Below are 15,911 nucleotides of genomic sequence, written 5' to 3' on the forward strand. Positions count from 1 at the left end.
GTGTTGTACCCGCTCGGCCCCTCTCGGACCAGCAGATGATTTCCCAGTACAGAAACTTACGCACAGGCGTCCCGGTCTGGAAGGGCCGCCGAGCAACCCCCGTGGAAACGGAGCGTCTCGACCGCGATCTGACGACCGATGTGCTGGTCGTCGGCGCCGGGATCACCGGCGCACTGACCGCGCAGGCCCTCGCCGCAGACGGCATCAAGGTCGTGATCGCCGACCGGCGTGGCCCGGCCGAGGGAGCGACGCTCGCGAGCACAGCGCTTCTGCAATACGAGATCGACACACCGCTGACGATCTTGACGCGCAAGATCGGCGCCGACAAAGCTGCTCGTGCTTGGCGCAGATCACGGCTCGCCGTCGACTCGATTGCGGACCTCGTTGCGGAGCTTGGCATTGCCGACGTCGCGCGTCGCGACACGCTCTATCTCGCCGGCAACGTGCTCGACGCGAAAGGTCTTGAGCGCGAAAGCGTAGCGCGCCGAACGATCGGCATCGACTCGTATACGCTCGGCCGCGCTGCGCTTTCTGACAAATTTGGTGTTCGCGCAAACGCCGCACTACAGAGCCACGGCAGCCTCACGATCGATCCGCGCAAGACAACACGCGCGCTCCTCGCCAACGCAATTGAGAACAAGGCGCGCATTTTCGACCGGTGCGACATCGTCGACGTGCGAGCCAAACCACGCAGCGTCGTCGCGACAGCACATGGTGGTCACCGCATCACGTGCCGTTATCTCGTGATGGCGACCGGCTACGAAATGCCGAAATACGTGCCGCAGGAAGCGCATCAGATCATCAGCACGTGGGCGATCGCGACGCACCCGCAGCCGGGCCGGCTTTGGTCCGGCCAACCGATGATTTGGCAAGCTGCCGATCCGTACCTCTACGTGCGCACGACGGCGGAAGGCCGCGTCATTTGCGGCGGCGAAGACGAGGAATTCTCCGACGACGAGAAGCGCGACAAACTCATCGCGCGCAAGAGCAAGACGCTGGCGCGCAAGCTCAAGCAACTCCTACCCGCGCTTGACACGCGCATAGAGTTTGCTTGGGCGGGCTCATTCGGCCAGACGAAGACAGGCCTGCCGATCATCGGTGAGATCCCGCAAATGCCGAACTGCTGGGCCGCGCTCGGCTATGGCGGCAACGGCACGTCGTACGCGCGCATCGCCGCAGAAATCATCCGCAACGCCGTGCACGGCCACAACGACGCCGATGGTGATCTTTACACTTTTCCCAAGGCCTGAGCGCGCGCGACAGCCGAAAGGCGGTGATGCGCATGCGTCACCGCAATCGCGAGTGCGTCCGCTGCGTCGTCGCTTTTCGGGTCGGCCTTCGGCAACAACACGCCAATCATTAAGCGGATCTGCTGCTTCTCGGCGTGACCCGCACCGACCACCGTCTTCTTCACGAGGTTCGGCGCGTATTCGGCGACCCGCAAACCCGCCTGCGCCGGAACGAGCAACGCGATGCCGCGCGCCTGCCCGAGCTTCAGCGTCGATTGCCCGTCGCGATTGACGAAGGTCTGCTCGACCGCGGCTTCGTCCGGCTGAAACTCCGCGACGATCTTCGCGAGGCCGCCATGGATCATCACAAGCCGTTCGGCGAGCGAGGCCTTGTCATCGGTCAGGACGGTGCCGCAGGCAATGAAGCTGAGCCGATTGCCCGCGCAGGTCAGCACGCCCCAGCCGGTGCGGCGGAGGCCGGGATCGATGCCGAGAATACGGACTGGGTTCATACGTCTCGTTGCGATTCGGTACGCGCTAGATGTCTCACGGGGCGGTGCGCTTCGCAAAGCGACCTTGACTGTGCCGCCGCATCGGCCGATGCGGGACGCCGCACTGAGGCTTACCGTGAACGAACTGCCGACGCTCGCGACCTTCTCGCAAATCGTTGCCGATCCGAGATTTCTACTCGGCGTCGGCATCGCGGTCCTGTCAGGCGCCGTACGCGGCTTCTCGGGTTTCGGCTCCGCTTTGATCTATGTACCGCTGATGAGCGCCGTCTATGGCCCGAAGATAGGTGCCGTAACGTTCCTGCTCGTCGATTTCGTCACCGGCCTCGCCTTTGTTGCCAGCGCGATGCGGCAAGCAAATTGGCGCGAAGTCATCCCTATCGCGGTGTTTGCAATCGCGGCCGCGCAATTCGGCACGCTGATCCTGCAATATGCCGAGCCGACGACGCTCCGCTGGCTGATCTCGATCACGGTCTTGGTTATCGTACCGGTGCTCGCGTCCGGCTGGCGCTACACCGGCAAACCGCATGTGTTGATCACGATCGGCGTCGGCATTCTGGCCGGCTTATTGGGTGGTGCAGTGCAGATTTCCGGCCCGCCAGTGCTGATCTATTGGCTGGGCAGTCCGCACGGCGTGAACACCGTTCGGGCCAATTTTATCGCGTACTTCTTCCTGTTCGCGATCGGCCTGGTGGTCACGTACTTCTTCCGCGGATTGCTGACCGCCAACATTTTAGCGCTCACGGTGCTCTTCGCACCGCTGCATATCTTGGCGATGTGGGGCGGCACGAAGCTCTTCCACCTCGCGACCGAGAAGACTTATCGCCGCGTAGCTTACGTGATCGTATTGCTCGCCGGCCTCGCCGCGATGCCGATCTTCGATGCGTGGCTGAGGTGACGCCTAGGCGCTCAGCTTCGCCATCAACGCTTCGGAAATCTCGAAATTCGCATAGACGTTCTGGACGTCGTCAGAATCGTTCAGCGTATCGACGAGCTTCAGCAATTTCTCTCCGGTCTCGTCGTCGACCGAGATCGTATTCTGCGGCTTCCACGTCAGCGCGGCTTTGCGAGGCTCGCCGAACTTCGTCTCCAGCGCTTTCGCAACACCGGCCAGGGTCTCGCTCGTCGTGAAAACTTCGTGGCCAGTTTCGCCCGAGACGACATCCTCGGCGCCGCCATCGATCGCGGCTTCGAGCATTGTGTCCGCATCCGCAACGTCCGCCGGATACTCGACGACGCCGACGCGATCGAACATGAACGACACAGCACCGGTCTCGGCGAGGTTGCCGCCGCTCTTCGTGAAGGTCGAACGCACTTCGGAGGCCGTTCGGTTGCGATTATCGGTCAGCGCCTCGACGATGACGGCGACGCCACCCGGGCCGTAACCTTCGTAGCGGATCTCGTCGTAGTTCTCGCCGTCCGCGCCCGCCGCCTTCTTGATCGCGCGCTCGATATTGTCCTTCGGCATGCTCTCGGCGCGCGCCGCCAGCACTGCTGCGCGCAGGCGGGGGTTCATCGCCGGGTCCGGCATTCCGAGCTTCGCCGAGACCGTGATTTCACGCGCCAGCTTGCCGAACAGCTTGGACTTGATCGCGTCCTGCCGCCCCTTGCGGTGCATGATGTTCTTGAACTGGGAATGACCCGCCATAGCACTATGCCGTCAGAAGTTTGAGATTGGGCCGCGTTATAAGCCGAACCGGGGCCTTCGGGTCAATCCCAAGGCATATCCCAACGGTTAGTCCCAACGTTAATCCCAGAATGTCGGCCGTGTCTGCTCGAGCCGCCCGCCGATCCGCACTGCCGCGACCTTGGTCGCCAGGCCGGTCTTATCGTCCGTCTCGACCGCAATGCCGCACATCGTGGCCGGCCCCATCGCGGGCTCGAAGCGCCCGGCCGGAATGCGGCGCAGGAAGCGGCCGAGCGGCTCCTCCTTCTGCATCCCGATCACCGAGTCGAAATCGCCCGTCATGCCGACATCGCTTTGATACGCGGTGCCGCCCGGCAGCACTTGATGGTCGGCCGTCGGCACATGCGTGTGCGTGCCGACCACCAGCGTCGCGCGCCCGTCGAGGAAATGGCCGATCGCCTGCTTCTCGCTTGTCGCCTCGGCGTGGAAGTCGACGATGATCGCATCGGCGGCTTGGCCGAGTGGACATGCCTCGATCTCGTTCTCGATGGTGCGGAAGGGATCTTCCAGCGGATCCATAAAGACGCGGCCCATCGCGTTGATCACCAGTGCGCGGCCGCCCGTTTTAGTCTCGACCAATGCAGCGCCGCGCCCCGGCGTGCCTTTCGGGAAATTGACCGGCCGCACCAACTTCGGCGCGCGGGCGATAAAGACGAGCGCCTCGCGCTGATCCCACGCGTGGTTGCCGAGCGTGACCGCGTCGGCACCTGCTTCGATGAACTCGTGATAGATCGATTCCGTTATGCCAAAGCCGCCCGCCGCGTTCTCGCCGTTGATCACGACGAGGTCGAGCTTCCACTCTTTGACGAGAGACGGCAGCTTGTCCGTCACCACGTGACGGCCGGAACGTCCCACCACATCGCCGATAAACAGAATACGCAATTACGCCTCGCGACAGTCGATCACATCACGCTCCGTGAGCACAAAATCGAGCCGCGCGTCGTGCGGCTCGATCGGCACAGTTTCGACCTCTTGGCAGGCGAATGCCAGCCCGATTGCGATCACGCTCTTGCGCGCGCGCAACTCATTGAGCGTCATGTCGAAATAGCCGGCGCCATAGCCGATCCGATAGCCGCGACGGTCGAAGGCCGCAAGCGGTGTCAGCACGATATCGGGGTAAACCACCTTGGAATCGAACGCCGGTTCGCGGATGCCCCATTGGCGTTTTTCCAGCGGCGCATCGAGCGACCACTCATGCATATCGAGCGGCTGGCCGCGTCCGCGGATGATCGGCAGCGCCAGCGAAGCCCCCTCCTCCGCCCCGCGCCGCATCAGCGGCAGCGGATTGATCTCGGTGCGGATCGGCATGAAACCGGAGACGCGCTGCCCGCCGACGGAAAGCGGAAAACCGCGCGCCGCGATCACCTCGGCCGCCCGCGCGCGGTCCTCGCCGGATAGCGCATCGCGCCGCATCAGTGCTTCGGTGCGCACAACGACTTTGACCGCAGCCGGCCGCGCGGGCGTTACCAAGAATTCACTCGCTGGATCATCATGAGGTTGGATAGCATGCCGGGGGGCGCCGTCCAATTTTGCCCTCAGGAGATTGCCGCATGTCGCCGCGTGACCCTCTCGTCCACCCGATCCCGATCCTCGATCTCAGGCCGACGCAGATGACAGTCGGCATGCGCGAGGTGAAGGAAAAGCGCAAACGGTGGCGCGCGCAGAAATCGGAAAAGAAGCGCGCCGAGATTCTTGGCCGTCGCATGATTCCAGTCGTGCACGGTCCTGACGATCGGTACTACGTCGTCGACCATCACCATCTTGCCCGCGCGCTGCACGAGGAAGACGTCAAGAACGTGCTCGTCACCATCATTGCGGATCTGCGCATGGTCGACCGCAGCGCTTTCTGGGGCGTGCTAGACAACAAGCGCTGGTGTTACCCATACGATGCGAGCGGCGAGCGGCGCCCGTTCAAGGACATTCCGAAGACGATCGCGGAGCTGAAAGACGACCCATATCGCAGTCTTGCCGGCGAGCTCAGGCGCGCCGGCGGTTTTGCCAAAGACACGACGCCGTTCAGCGAATTCCTATGGGCCGATTTTCTCCGCCGCAATGTGTCGCGCAAGCTGGTGAAGGACGACTTTTCGCGCGCTTTGGAACAAGCAATAGCGGCCGCAAAGAGCCACAATGCGGTTTATTTGCCCGGCTGGTGCGGGCCTGCAGACGACAGCTAAAAGGAAAGTGCGGAGCCGCGATGGCCGCCAAGGCGCTCGATCCGGGAACCTACAGCGTAGGTGGGCGCCATGTGGCCAAGCCCAGGGGCGAGGTCAGGGACAGCTCCCGTTTGGATCGATAAGGCCCCGGAAATATGGTCCTTGTCGCACCTCACAGCATCCGCGACGTGAACTTAATCACTTTGTACCGCCGTTGCCAGCACGTAAGCTCAAGTCCGCGAAACAAAACCCGTCGCGTTCCGTCACGATCCCGGATTCGACCGCGAGCGCCTTCGCAAACATCGGTCCACCCGTCACGCAGGTGTGGAACTCGCCATTCTCGCCGCATGGGTCGATGCCTTCCGGCAGATCGCGGATCAATGCAGCGTCAAACGCGCGACCCGCAAAGTCTCGCGGCAGCTTCTTGAGATCGACGCAGGTTAGCCGCGCGGTCAACCCACCGGCCATCATCTCGCGCGCGAGCTGGTCGGTCGGCTCATCCCAAAGAGGAAACACCGGCGTGAGACCGAGCGGCCGCAATCGCTCCTCGCGATACGCGCGAATGTCGCGCAGAAAGAGATCGCCGAAGATCACATGCGTGACGCCTGCCGCGATCTGCGGCGCTAGTGCCGCTTCCATTGCGGCTTCGTACGCTTCATTCGGGCACGGATACGGAATGCGCACCGGGATCGGTGCGAGCCCGGCTGAGGCCAGCTGCGCCTGCCAAATCTCCTCGCGAACGCCATGCATGCTGACGCGGCGGAAAGCGTCTGTGATCGTAGTCAGCGCACCAACGATCTCGTATTGCGATCGCACGCGATGCAGCGCCCAGGCGCTGTCCTTACCGGTCGACCACGCGATGATGGCTTTCATCGGCGGCGCGCGGCTCCACCAATCCGCCGCAACACCGCATCCGCCGCGCGCTCGCCGGACTCCCACGCGCCCGCGAGGGTCCCGCATTGCGTGTCGTGCGTTGCCTCGCCCGCGAACCAGATACGGTCGCGCACGCCCTCGCTCAGAACTTTGCGCAAGCCTTGCGCGCCCGGGATCGCGACCGACGCACCGCCGAGGATCCACGGCTCTTTCGCCCAATGGCTCGATGTCGCACGGGCGATAGCCTTGATCGCGTCATTGCCGAATGTCTCGCCGATCCACTCGCGCGCGAAGGTCGTCAACGCACCAGGCCCGCGGCCGGCAAGCTCAGCCGCGAATTTTCCGCCAATGTCGATATAGGCAAGCGAACCTCCATCGACATTTGCCAGCATCGACGCCGCTTTTGTATCAGTCGCCTGCTCGAACACGCGCTCGTCTTTCGCGAGGCCGAGCGGATTGCCCGGCAGATCGACGACGATGCGCTCGAGCGTTCCGAGCGGCAGCTTCGTGAACGCCTCGCCGAAATTCGCCGGAAGAGCGGGCTCAAACTTGATCTTCTGCGCCGCAAGCACTGCCGTCGACGCCGTCACGATCGCAGCGCGCGCCGCGATGCCGCCGCGCGCTGTCTCGACGTAGGTGTTCTTCCACGTCGAGATGCGTGTCGCCGGTGACGACAACCGCACCGTCAGCCCCTGCGCGAGCTTAGCCAGCAAGGCACCGACGCCACCCCGCGCATAGGCTGCATCGCCGCGTTCGGCTGATACCGCGATGTCTTGCGCAGCGATTTCAGACAAATCGCGCCCGCGCTCGAAGGCGCCGAGCATGAAGTCAACGCTCGGCCGCCATTCGGTGACGTCTTTCGGAAAGAAGCTCGCGGCGTGCACGGCGCGGCCTGCGCGACCGCCTTCTTGAATCGCGCGGCGCGTGCGCGCGAGACTCGATAGAAAAATCTCGACCTCGCCCTCACGCGCGACGCGCTTGCCGACGCGCAGATGCGTCGCCGGCGATGCACGAACAATTTCGACCTTCTGCGATGCCGCGAGCCGCGCGATCGGATTGGCGTCCGCTCCGTACAGCACGTTCGCGCCGAGATCGGCATGTCCGCTGCCAAAATTTTGCGTGTGCGCACGGCCGCCGATGCGATCGGACGCTTCGACGATGACGACGCGTCGTCCCGCCTCAGAAAGCCGCCGCGCCGCAGCAATCCCGGCTGCACCGGCGCCAACGATCACCACATCGAAGTCGGTTGCTTGCGCTTGCGCGAAAGCCGGCAGTGCGAGCGCCGCCGAGCCGCCTAACGCGAATGCGCGTCGATTGATTGCCGCCATACTTAACCGAGTCTTGAAAAAGTGCCCCTGGACCAGCCTTTTGTGCCCGATAGACCGGAAGTTCAACAGTCGCGTGAACGAAACTGCAAGGAGGTTCGACCTAAAGTTTAGGACAATTCAATGGCGCGGCGAAACGCGCCTGACAGGGAAGAAATCGATGGGCTGGCTGACCGATCGGCTGAGCAACATCATTGCGCGGCACCTTTCCGAACCGTACCGCGGCTACGAGCCGCTGGCTGCGAGTTCTCCCGAAGCGCTGCGCCGTCTGCTGCAGCCCGGCGACGTTCTGCTGGTCGAAGGCAACACCCGCGTCGCCGGCGTCATCCGCTATCTCACGCAATCGATGTGGTCGCATGCCGCGCTTTACGTCGGCCCGATCGCCGGCACGCGCGACGAGAACGGCGATCCACACGTTTTCATCGAAGCCGAGCTTAACGTCGGCGTCGCCACCGCGCCGCTATCGAAATACGCACAGTTCCACACGCGCGTTTGTCGTCCGGTCGGGTTGAGTGCGCAGGATTGCGCCGCCGTATGTTCGTATGCGCTCGCGCGACGCGGCCTCGACTATGATCTCAAGAACATCACGGACCTGATGCGGTACCTTTTGCCGCTGCCGATGCCGAAACGTTTCCGCCGCCGCATGATGGCGCTCGGCTCGGGGGATCCGACGAAAATCATTTGCTCGGCGCTGATCGCACAGGCGTTTCAGTCGGTGCGTTATCCAATCCTCGCGAAGGCGACGTCAGCGCCGACACGCAGCGCTCGCCGCGAGATTCTCGAAATCCGCCATCACTCGCTTTACGCCCCGCGCGACTTCGACATCTCGCCGTATTTCGCCGTCGTGAAGCCCACGATCGAGAGCGGCTTCGACTACAAGAAGCTACACTGGGCCGATCTTCCGCTTCCGCCCGAAGAAGAAACCGAAGACCAGCCGCTCGAGCCGGCCTACGGCGAGCCTGCCTACGCGCGCGCTCGCGCCCCTCGCAATTTCTGACCGGCGCATTACTTTCGGACGTCGTTGTTGTTCGAAGGAACCCGCATGTTCACAGCCGCCGCCCGCGCGCTCCGGCAAATGGTCTCGAAGCCTTTCCGCGCGATCCTGCTGAAATCCGCCGGCATGGCGGTGCTGTTCCTCATCGTGCTAGGTGTCGCGCTGCAACGCCTCGCTGCCTGGGGCGCGGAAAGCGGCGGCGCATGGTTGCGAGCGACCTGGACGTGGTTCCCGAACTGGGCCGTGCAGACGATTGAATGGATCCTCGGCATCATCGCGGGCGTCGGCGTGTTTGCGGGCGTCGGCGTGTTTGCGGGTGTCATCTTCCTGATGCCGGCCGCGACGGCACTGGTTGCCGCAATCTTCGCCGACGACATCGCGGCTGAAGTCGAGAAGACTTACTACCCGAATGATCCGCCCGGCGCGGCTTTACCGCTCGCGCGTTCGCTGTGGGAGAGCGTGAAGGCGGCGCTGCTCTCCATCGGCGTCTATCTGCTCGCCGTGCCGTTCCTGCTCTTCGGCGGCGCCGGCGCCGTGATCTTCTTCGTCGCGACCGCATTCCTGCTCAGCCGCGAATACTTCAATCTCGCCGCCATGCGGTTCCGTCCGCCGCCAGAGGCGAAAGCGCTGCGCAAGGCCCATTCCGGCGAGGTTTGGGGCTCCGGGTTGATGATAGCGGCGCTGGTGTCGATCCCGGTGGTCAACTTTGTGACACCGTTGTTTGCCACAGCCTTGATGGTACATATGCACAAGCGGCTCGCCGAATCACGCTGAGGCCGCCAACAGGCTGATCAGAATGGCGATTCAAAAGCGCAGCGCACTCTGGTTGATCCTCGGACTGCAGGCTTTCGGCGCGACGACCGCGCAGGCGCAGACGACCTTCGAGAAACTCAAGAATTTGGTCGCGCCGAAGACCGACATGGTCGCCAAGGAAGCGTTCGGTGCCGCTAAGCAGCCCGCTAATCTGCAAGCACGCGTCATCGGCTTCTATGCGCGCGGCTGCCTCGCCGGTGCACAAGCGCTCCCCGTCAGCGGCGAGACGTGGCAGGTCATGCGCCTCTCGCGCAATCGCAACTGGGGCCACCCCAACCTCATCGAATTCCTCGAACGCTTTGCCAAGCAAGTGCCGAAGGTCTCGAACTGGAACGGCATCATGGTCGGCGATCTCGCGCAGCCGCGCGGCGGCCCGATGCTCACCGGACACGCGAGTCATCAGATCGGGCTCGATGCCGACATTTGGCTGACGCCGATGCCGAAGCGTCTGCTGTCGCGTGAAGAGCGCGAGGAAATGTCGGCCGTCACCATGCTGCGCGAAGATAAGAAAGACATTGATCCAAAAGTCTGGACCACTGGACACACGCAGGTGATCAAGGCCGCCGCGAAGGCGCCAGAGGTCGAACGAATCTTCGTCAACGCTGGAATCAAAAAAGCGCTCTGCCGCGAGGCAGGCCCGAGCGACCGCTCGTGGCTTGCGAAGGTGCGTCCATACTGGGGGCACCACTACCACTTCCATGTTCGCTTGCGCTGCCCGGCTGACAGTCCTGGCTGCGAGGGGCAAAAGCCCGTCGCCGAAGGCGAGGGCTGCGCCGACAGCGACTTCGCGTTCTGGATGAAAGACTCCGTTCTCAATCCGAAGCCAGCGCCACCAGGAACTCCGCCCGCAAAGCCGAAGCCACCCATGATGGTGTCGCAGCTACCGGCCGAATGCCGCCAGGTCGTCGTCGCACCGTAACTACTTCCGATCCTGCAGGATCATCTCGGCGCCCTTCTCGGCGATCATGATCGTCGGCGAATTGGTGTTGCCGGAGGTGATCGTCGGCATGATCGACGCATCGACGACGCGCAATCCCTGCAGCCCGATCACGCGCAATCGCTCGTCGACGACCGCGGTCGGATCGCTCGGCAATCCCATCTTCGCCGTGCCGACCGGATGGAAGATCGTCGTCCCGACGTCGCCCGCCGCCGTCGCCAAATCCTCGTCACTGACGACTTTCGCGCCCGGCAGATATTCTTCCGGCCGATAGCGTGCCAATGCGGGCTGCTCCATGATCTTGCGCGTGACGCGAATGCAATCCGCCGCGACCAGCCGGTCTTCCTCGGTCGAAAGATAATTCGGTTTGATTTTCGGCGCGTCGCCCGCCTGCGCGGAGCGCAACGTCACGGCGCCACGGCTGGTCGGCCGCAAGTTGCACGCACTCGCCGTGATCGCCGGAAAGCCGTGCAGGGGATCGCCGAACTTCGGCAGCGACAACGGCTGCACGTGGAACTGAATGTTGGCGCGCTCGCGCGACGGATCGGAGCGCGTGAAAGCGCCGAGCTGCGACGGCGACATCGTCATCGGCCCGCGACGGCGAAACGCGTAATCGAGCCCCATCAGACCACGCCGGAACAGCGACGCGTAAGTCTCGTTCAGTGTCTTGCCGCCCGAGACCTTGAAGATCGTGCGCAATTGCAAATGATCTTGCAGATTGCCGCCGACGCCGCGCTTATCCGCAACGACATCGATCCCCTGCTCCCGCAGCGCTTCAGCCGGTCCGACGCCCGACAGCATCATCAGTTGCGGCGAGCCGATCGCTCCAGCGGCGAGGATCACCTCACCGCATTTCGCCTCGCGCAAAGTCCCGTTTTGCCGCCACGCGACGCCGGTCGCGCGCTGCCCATCGAACAGAATGCGCTCGGCCTGACACCCCGTCTCAAGCTTCAGGTTCTGCCGATACAACACGGGCTTGAGAAATCCGCGCGCCGCCGACCAGCGCCGCCCGCGCTTCTGATTGACGTGGAAATAACCGACGCCCTCATTGTCGCCCGTATTGAAATCCTCGGTGCGCTTGAGGCCCGCTTGCTCGGCGGCTGCGATCCACGCATCGAGTAGATCCCACGACAGCCGCATCTGCTCGACGCGCCACTCACCCCCCTTGCCGTGGAGATCGCTCGCACCGAGGAAATTGTCCTCGTGTTTCTTGAAATAAGGCAGCACATCGTCCCAACCCCAGCCGGACAAACCGAGCTGACGCCAATGGTCGTAATCGGCCGATTGGCCACGCATATAGATCATGCCGTTGATCGCCGAGCAGCCGCCGACGACCTTGCCGCGCGGGTAGATCAGCCTGCGGCCATTGAGGCCCTCTTCGGCCTCGGTGTTAAACATCCAGTCGGCGCGCGGATTGCCGATCGCGAACAGGTAGCCGACCGGAATGTGGAACCAGATCCAGTTGTCGTTGTCGCCGGCTTCGAGCATCAGCACGCGATTGCGCGGATCGGCCGACAGGCGGTTCGCCAGCACGCAGCCGGCCGAGCCCGCCCCCACGATGATGTAGTCGAATTGTTCGCTGGTCGGCGTCACGGCGTTTCCTGGCTCCTCTCGCGCAAGTTGTGGAGTTTGCCTGCGCTTGGCAAGGACTTAGCCGTTATCCGGCTTGCCCTTGGCAAGTTGCACCGCGGCCGGTATACGCGCCCCAATACACGGAGACATACATGAAGCTCAGCGCACGCAACCAACTCAAGGGCAAGATCGTCGGCGTCACCAAGGGCGCGACCACCTCGCACGTCAAGATCGACGTCGGCGGCGGCAAGGTGATTACGTCCTCGATCACCAATCAGGCCGTCGAAGAACTCAATCTCAAAGAAGGCGACGTTGCTTATGCGATCGTCAAGGCCTCCGACGTGATGATCGCTGTTGACTAAGCTGCAGCGGCGCGACTGACAATCAGTCGCAGATTCTTGAGGAATCTCCGGCTTTTGCTCGGGGATTCCTCTTGCTAAGGTCTCCCCGTGGTTGCGCTGCCCGTGCGCCACGTCATATCCGGAACGACGGTCCCGGCATCCTGAAATTTCGCGCCGCGAGTTCATTCTCGCGCAGCGCGCATGGAGCCTGTCCGTATGATTATCCGCCGCCACATCCTTGGCCTTGCCGCTGCCCTCGTCCTCGCCGGTCCCGCGATGGCGCCGGGCGCCTTCGCGCAAGAGCCGACCCTCACCGTCTTCGCCGCCGCGTCCATGAAGAACGCGCTCGACGACATCAACACCGCCTTCACCAACGAAACTAAGATCAAGGTCACGGCGAGCTACGCCGCGAGCTCTGCGCTGATGAAGCAGATCGAGCAAGGCGCGCCGGCCGACGTCTTCGCCTCTGCCGACCTCGAATGGATGGACTACGGCAACCAGCGCAAGCTGGTGAAATCCGACACCCGCGTGAACCTTCTCGGCAACCGCCTAGTGCTCATCGCGCCGGCAAACTCGAAAACGTCGAGCGTCACGATCAACAAGGACACGAAGTTCACCGAGCTGCTCGGCGCTGATGGCCGCCTCGTCACTGGTGACGTGCGCGCCGTGCCGGTCGGCAAATACGCGAAGGCCGCGCTCGAAAAACTCGGCCTGTGGGCGCAGGTCGAACCGCGCATGGCGATGGCAGAAAACGTCCGCGCCGCGTTAGCGCTCGTCGCGCGCGAGGAGGCACCGCTCGGCATCGTCTACGAGACCGACGCCAAGGTTGAGCCGAAGGTGAAGATCGTCGGCGCTTTCCCGGAAGGGTCGCACGAGCCGATCGTCTATCCGGCCGCTGTCACCACGCAGGGCAAGCCGGACGCCGCGAAGTACATTCAGTTCCTGCGCTCTGATGCCGCTAAGGCGATCTTCGAGAAGTACGGCTTCACGTGGCTTAACAAGCCGGCAGCGTGATCCGCCGATTCATTGGTACATGTTGATGCTTCCGCGCTCTCGTCATTCCGCTCCGGCGGCAAGATGAGAGCGCGGACGCGCTACTCACATTGTCTGCACAAATGCCGACGCTAACTCCCGAAGAATGGACCGCGATAAAAATCTCGCTGCGCATTGCCGCGTTGGCGACGATCCTCGCGTTGCCGCCCGGCATCGCGATCGCCTGGGTGCTGGCGCGTAAGCGTTTTTGGGGCAAATCGCTGCTCGATGGGCTTGTCCATCTCCCTCTCGTCATGCCCCCCGTCGTAACCGGCTATCTGCTGCTGATCTGGCTTGGCCGTCGCAGCCCGGTCGGCTCCTTTCTCGCCGACACCTTCGGAATTGTTCTTTCGTTCCGCTGGACCGGCGCGGCCGTCGCCTGCGCCGTGATGGGCTTTCCGTTGCTGGTCCGCGCCGCCAGGCTGTCCTTCGAAGCGATCGATCCGCGCCTCGAACAAGCGGCGGCAACGCTCGGCGCAAACTGGTTCTGGCGATTCTTCACCGTTACGCTTCCACTCGCGCTGCCCGGCATCATCGCCGGCATGGTGCTGTGTTTCGCCAAAGCGCTCGGCGAATTCGGCGCGACGATAACCTTCGTCTCGAACATTCCGGGCGAAACGCAGACGATCTCCGCCGCGATCTACACCTACACGCAGATCCCGAATGCCGACGCTCAGGCGGCCCGGCTTGTCGTCATCGCGATTGTCATCGCGTTGATCGCGCTCGTTGCCTCCGAATGGCTCGCCCGCCGCGCCGGCGCCCGCGCCTACGGTTACGAATGATGTTGTCGCTCGACTTCGCGAAGCGCCTCGGCCAAGTCGACATCGTTGCGAAATTCGATGTCGACGCCAAAGCGGCCGCATTGTACGGCCCGTCCGGCGCCGGAAAATCGAGCCTCATTAACATGATCGCCGGCTTGATCAAGCCGGATCGCGGCCACATCGCGATCCGCGGCGAGACCGTGTTCGACAGCGAAGCGCGCATCAACGTCCCGGCGCACCAACGCAACGTCGGTTACGTGTTCCAAGATGGCAGGCTGTTCCCGCATATGACCGTGCGCAGCAACCTGCACTATGGCCGCCGCATGCATCGCCTGCCACAAGATCAAGCAGCCGAGGATCGTGTGGTTGCGCTGCTGAACCTCGGCAATCTGCTCACGCGACGGCCCGGCAATCTGTCAGGCGGCGAGCGCCAGCGCGTCGCCATCGGCCGCGCACTGCTGATGCAGCCGCGCATTCTCTTGCTCGACGAGCCGCTCGCCTCGCTCGACTCCGCTCGCAAGGCCGAAGTGCTGCCCTACTTCGAACGCCTCCGTGACGAGAGTGGCGTGCCGCTCCTATACGTAAGCCACTCGGCCGACGAGATCCGCCGCATGGCTGCAGTTGTCGTCCGCGTCGCGGACGGCAAAGCTTTCGGCGTCGAAGATGCTGCTGGCCTCATCGCATAGGTCGCTTACGCTTCAACAAATGCCGCGAGGGCGTTGCAGAATTCATCTGGCGCTTCCTCAGCGACAAAATGGCCGCAGTTTTCGATCACGACGCTCGTCAGCTGTGGAGCTTCAACCCGAAGATTGGTCGCGAGGCTGTCGCCAACGCTTTGCCGTCCCGTGATCGTCATCACGGGCATCGAGAGCGAACGCCCTCTAATCGTTTCCACGAACTTCGCATCATCGCGTAGCGCACGATAAAGATTGAAACCTGTTGTCATTCCGCCCGGCGTCGCATAGTGCCGCGCATACTCATCGATTGCAGCGTCGTTGATCGCTCCGCGCCGAAATGACCACTCGCGGATCTGCCGGGCGATGTATTCGCGCTCGCGTCCAGCCGTCAGCATCTCGGGAAACCCTTGCGCCATGTGGAAACCGTAGTGCCACATGCCGCCACGCAGCGAATCCATGCCTTCTGTGCCCGGTATGGAGCAGTCAGCAAGAACCAATCTTCTCACGACTGACGGATACGTGTGTGCAAGCACGTAGGCCGCCTTGCCGCCCATATCGTGACCGACAATGTTTGCGTCGGTGAAGCCGACATGCCGCACCAAGTCGCGGATGTCGTCAGCTAATGTCCGCTTGTCATAACCACTTGCAGTCTTTTCGCTGAGCCCGATGCCGCGCAAGTCAGGGGCGATCACCGTGAACGAACGCGAAAAGCGCTCGATCGCGCCGTGCCATGCAAACCACGTCTGCGGCCAGCCGTGGAGCAGAACCAACGCCGGGCCCGACCCGGCCGTGACGTAATGCAGTCGCACACCATTGACAGTCGCAAATTCGCTACGCGCGCCGGCGGGCAACTTCGCTGGACTGCCGCCGACAGGCGAATTCGCCCGCGCCGTAAGTGACTGCGCCGCCGCAAAACTCATTCCCAACAAAACCGTCCGCCGATCAATATGCATCGAAACTCCGCCTCGAAATGACGAAGCGACAGGAAGCCACCGCCGCATTTTTGTC

Annotated in this window: 18 protein-coding genes and 1 other RNA gene; 10 read left to right on the plus strand and 9 right to left on the minus strand. The window is 63.1% G+C overall.

Going from position 1 to position 15,911, the window contains the following annotated elements; all coding sequences use genetic code 11:
• Nucleotides 1-101 precede the first annotated feature (101 nt).
• Nucleotides 102-1,250, plus strand: a complete 1,149-nt coding sequence (locus GJW30_RS21120) for an NAD(P)/FAD-dependent oxidoreductase (protein ID WP_245408587.1) — start codon at nt 102-104, stop codon at nt 1,248-1,250.
• Here GJW30_RS21120 and ruvC read toward each other — a convergent pair.
• Nucleotides 1,229-1,741: a crossover junction endodeoxyribonuclease RuvC gene (ruvC, locus tag GJW30_RS21125; protein WP_096358341.1), complete on the minus strand. Its 513-nt coding sequence runs from the start codon at nt 1,739-1,741 to the stop codon at nt 1,229-1,231. The two genes, GJW30_RS21120 and ruvC, sit on opposite strands and share 22 nt — an antisense overlap.
• 115 nt (nt 1,742-1,856) lie before the next feature.
• On the opposite strand from ruvC, the gene GJW30_RS21130 reads away from it, so the two are divergent.
• Complete coding sequence (locus tag GJW30_RS21130; protein WP_157746814.1) at nt 1,857-2,636, plus strand: sulfite exporter TauE/SafE family protein; 780 nt, start codon at nt 1,857-1,859, stop codon at nt 2,634-2,636.
• A gap of 3 nt (nt 2,637-2,639) precedes the next feature.
• On the opposite strand, the gene GJW30_RS21135 is transcribed toward GJW30_RS21130, so the two are convergent.
• The 3 genes from GJW30_RS21135 to GJW30_RS21145 form a co-directional block, all read right to left on the minus strand.
• Complete coding sequence (locus GJW30_RS21135; RefSeq protein ID WP_096358343.1) at nt 2,640-3,386, minus strand: YebC/PmpR family DNA-binding transcriptional regulator; 747 nt, start codon at nt 3,384-3,386, stop codon at nt 2,640-2,642.
• A gap of 99 nt (nt 3,387-3,485) precedes the next feature.
• Nucleotides 3,486-4,307 (minus strand): TIGR00282 family metallophosphoesterase, encoded by an 822-nt coding sequence (locus GJW30_RS21140; protein ID WP_096358344.1) that lies wholly within the window; start codon nt 4,305-4,307, stop codon nt 3,486-3,488.
• On the minus strand, nt 4,308-4,838 hold the full coding sequence (locus tag GJW30_RS21145) for a 5-formyltetrahydrofolate cyclo-ligase (protein ID WP_096358982.1): 531 nt from the start codon (nt 4,836-4,838) through the stop codon (nt 4,308-4,310). It abuts the gene before it with no gap.
• A gap of 137 nt (nt 4,839-4,975) precedes the next feature.
• Here GJW30_RS21145 and GJW30_RS21150 point away from each other — a divergent pair, with 137 nt between their 5' ends.
• Nucleotides 4,976-5,599, plus strand: coding sequence for a ParB-like protein (locus GJW30_RS21150; protein ID WP_096358345.1), 624 nt, complete (start codon nt 4,976-4,978; stop codon nt 5,597-5,599).
• 8 nt (nt 5,600-5,607) lie between these two features.
• Here GJW30_RS21150 and ssrS read toward each other — a convergent pair.
• The 3 genes from ssrS to GJW30_RS21165 all read right to left on the minus strand — a co-directional run bounded on the left by ssrS (nt 5,608) and on the right by GJW30_RS21165 (nt 7,779).
• Nucleotides 5,608-5,762, minus strand: a non-coding RNA gene (ssrS, locus tag GJW30_RS21155) — 6S RNA.
• A gap of 14 nt (nt 5,763-5,776) precedes the next feature.
• Nucleotides 5,777-6,451 (minus strand): Dph6-related ATP pyrophosphatase, encoded by a 675-nt coding sequence (locus tag GJW30_RS21160; RefSeq protein ID WP_096358346.1) that lies wholly within the window; start codon nt 6,449-6,451, stop codon nt 5,777-5,779.
• Complete coding sequence (locus GJW30_RS21165; protein WP_096358347.1) at nt 6,448-7,779, minus strand: flavin monoamine oxidase family protein; 1,332 nt, start codon at nt 7,777-7,779, stop codon at nt 6,448-6,450. The genes GJW30_RS21160 and GJW30_RS21165 overlap by 4 nt, the downstream gene beginning before the upstream one ends.
• 157 nt (nt 7,780-7,936) lie before the next feature.
• Here GJW30_RS21165 and GJW30_RS21170 point away from each other — a divergent pair, with 157 nt between their 5' ends.
• Genes GJW30_RS21170 through mepA form a run of 3 tightly spaced genes read left to right on the plus strand, consistent with a single transcriptional unit; the run spans nt 7,937 to nt 10,502 of the window.
• On the plus strand, nt 7,937-8,773 hold the full coding sequence (locus GJW30_RS21170) for a C40 family peptidase (protein ID WP_096358348.1): 837 nt from the start codon (nt 7,937-7,939) through the stop codon (nt 8,771-8,773).
• 45 nt (nt 8,774-8,818) lie between these two features.
• Entirely contained in the window at nt 8,819-9,544 is a 726-nt protein-coding gene (locus GJW30_RS21175; protein WP_096358983.1) for a sulfate transporter family protein, read from the plus strand.
• A 22-nt stretch (nt 9,545-9,566) separates the two neighbouring features.
• The gene (gene mepA, locus GJW30_RS21180; RefSeq protein ID WP_096358349.1) at nt 9,567-10,502 is read left to right on the plus strand and encodes a penicillin-insensitive murein endopeptidase; all 936 of its coding nucleotides are present in this window, start codon (nt 9,567-9,569) and stop codon (nt 10,500-10,502) included.
• Here mepA and GJW30_RS21185 read toward each other — a convergent pair whose 3' ends face one another.
• Complete coding sequence (locus GJW30_RS21185; RefSeq protein WP_245408588.1) at nt 10,503-12,113, minus strand: GMC family oxidoreductase; 1,611 nt, start codon at nt 12,111-12,113, stop codon at nt 10,503-10,505. It abuts the gene before it with no gap.
• 131 nt (nt 12,114-12,244) lie between these two features.
• On the opposite strand from GJW30_RS21185, the gene GJW30_RS21190 reads away from it, so the two are divergent.
• From GJW30_RS21190 to modC, 4 genes are all read left to right on the plus strand, one after another.
• Complete coding sequence (locus GJW30_RS21190) at nt 12,245-12,454, plus strand: TOBE domain-containing protein (RefSeq protein ID WP_096358350.1); 210 nt, start codon at nt 12,245-12,247, stop codon at nt 12,452-12,454.
• Between the two features lie 195 nt (nt 12,455-12,649).
• Entirely contained in the window at nt 12,650-13,447 is a 798-nt protein-coding gene (gene modA, locus GJW30_RS21195; protein ID WP_245408589.1) for a molybdate ABC transporter substrate-binding protein, read from the plus strand.
• A gap of 101 nt (nt 13,448-13,548) precedes the next feature.
• Nucleotides 13,549-14,247 (plus strand): molybdate ABC transporter permease subunit, encoded by a 699-nt coding sequence (modB, locus tag GJW30_RS21200; RefSeq protein ID WP_096358352.1) that lies wholly within the window; start codon nt 13,549-13,551, stop codon nt 14,245-14,247.
• Nucleotides 14,247-14,912 carry a molybdenum ABC transporter ATP-binding protein gene (gene modC / locus GJW30_RS21205; RefSeq protein WP_096358984.1) on the plus strand — a complete coding sequence of 222 codons (666 nt, stop codon included), beginning with the start codon at nt 14,247-14,249 and terminating at the stop codon, nt 14,910-14,912. Before modB ends, modC begins: the two co-directional genes overlap by 1 nt.
• A 5-nt stretch (nt 14,913-14,917) precedes the next feature.
• Here modC and GJW30_RS21210 read toward each other — a convergent pair whose 3' ends face one another.
• Nucleotides 14,918-15,904 carry an alpha/beta fold hydrolase gene (locus GJW30_RS21210; RefSeq protein ID WP_347337725.1) on the minus strand — a complete coding sequence of 329 codons (987 nt, stop codon included), beginning with the start codon at nt 15,902-15,904 and terminating at the stop codon, nt 14,918-14,920.
• Between the last annotated feature and the right edge of the window lie 7 nt (nt 15,905-15,911).

The sequence above is a fragment of the Variibacter gotjawalensis genome (assembly GCF_002355335.1).
GTDB classification, from domain to species: domain Bacteria; phylum Pseudomonadota; class Alphaproteobacteria; order Rhizobiales; family Xanthobacteraceae; genus Variibacter; species Variibacter gotjawalensis.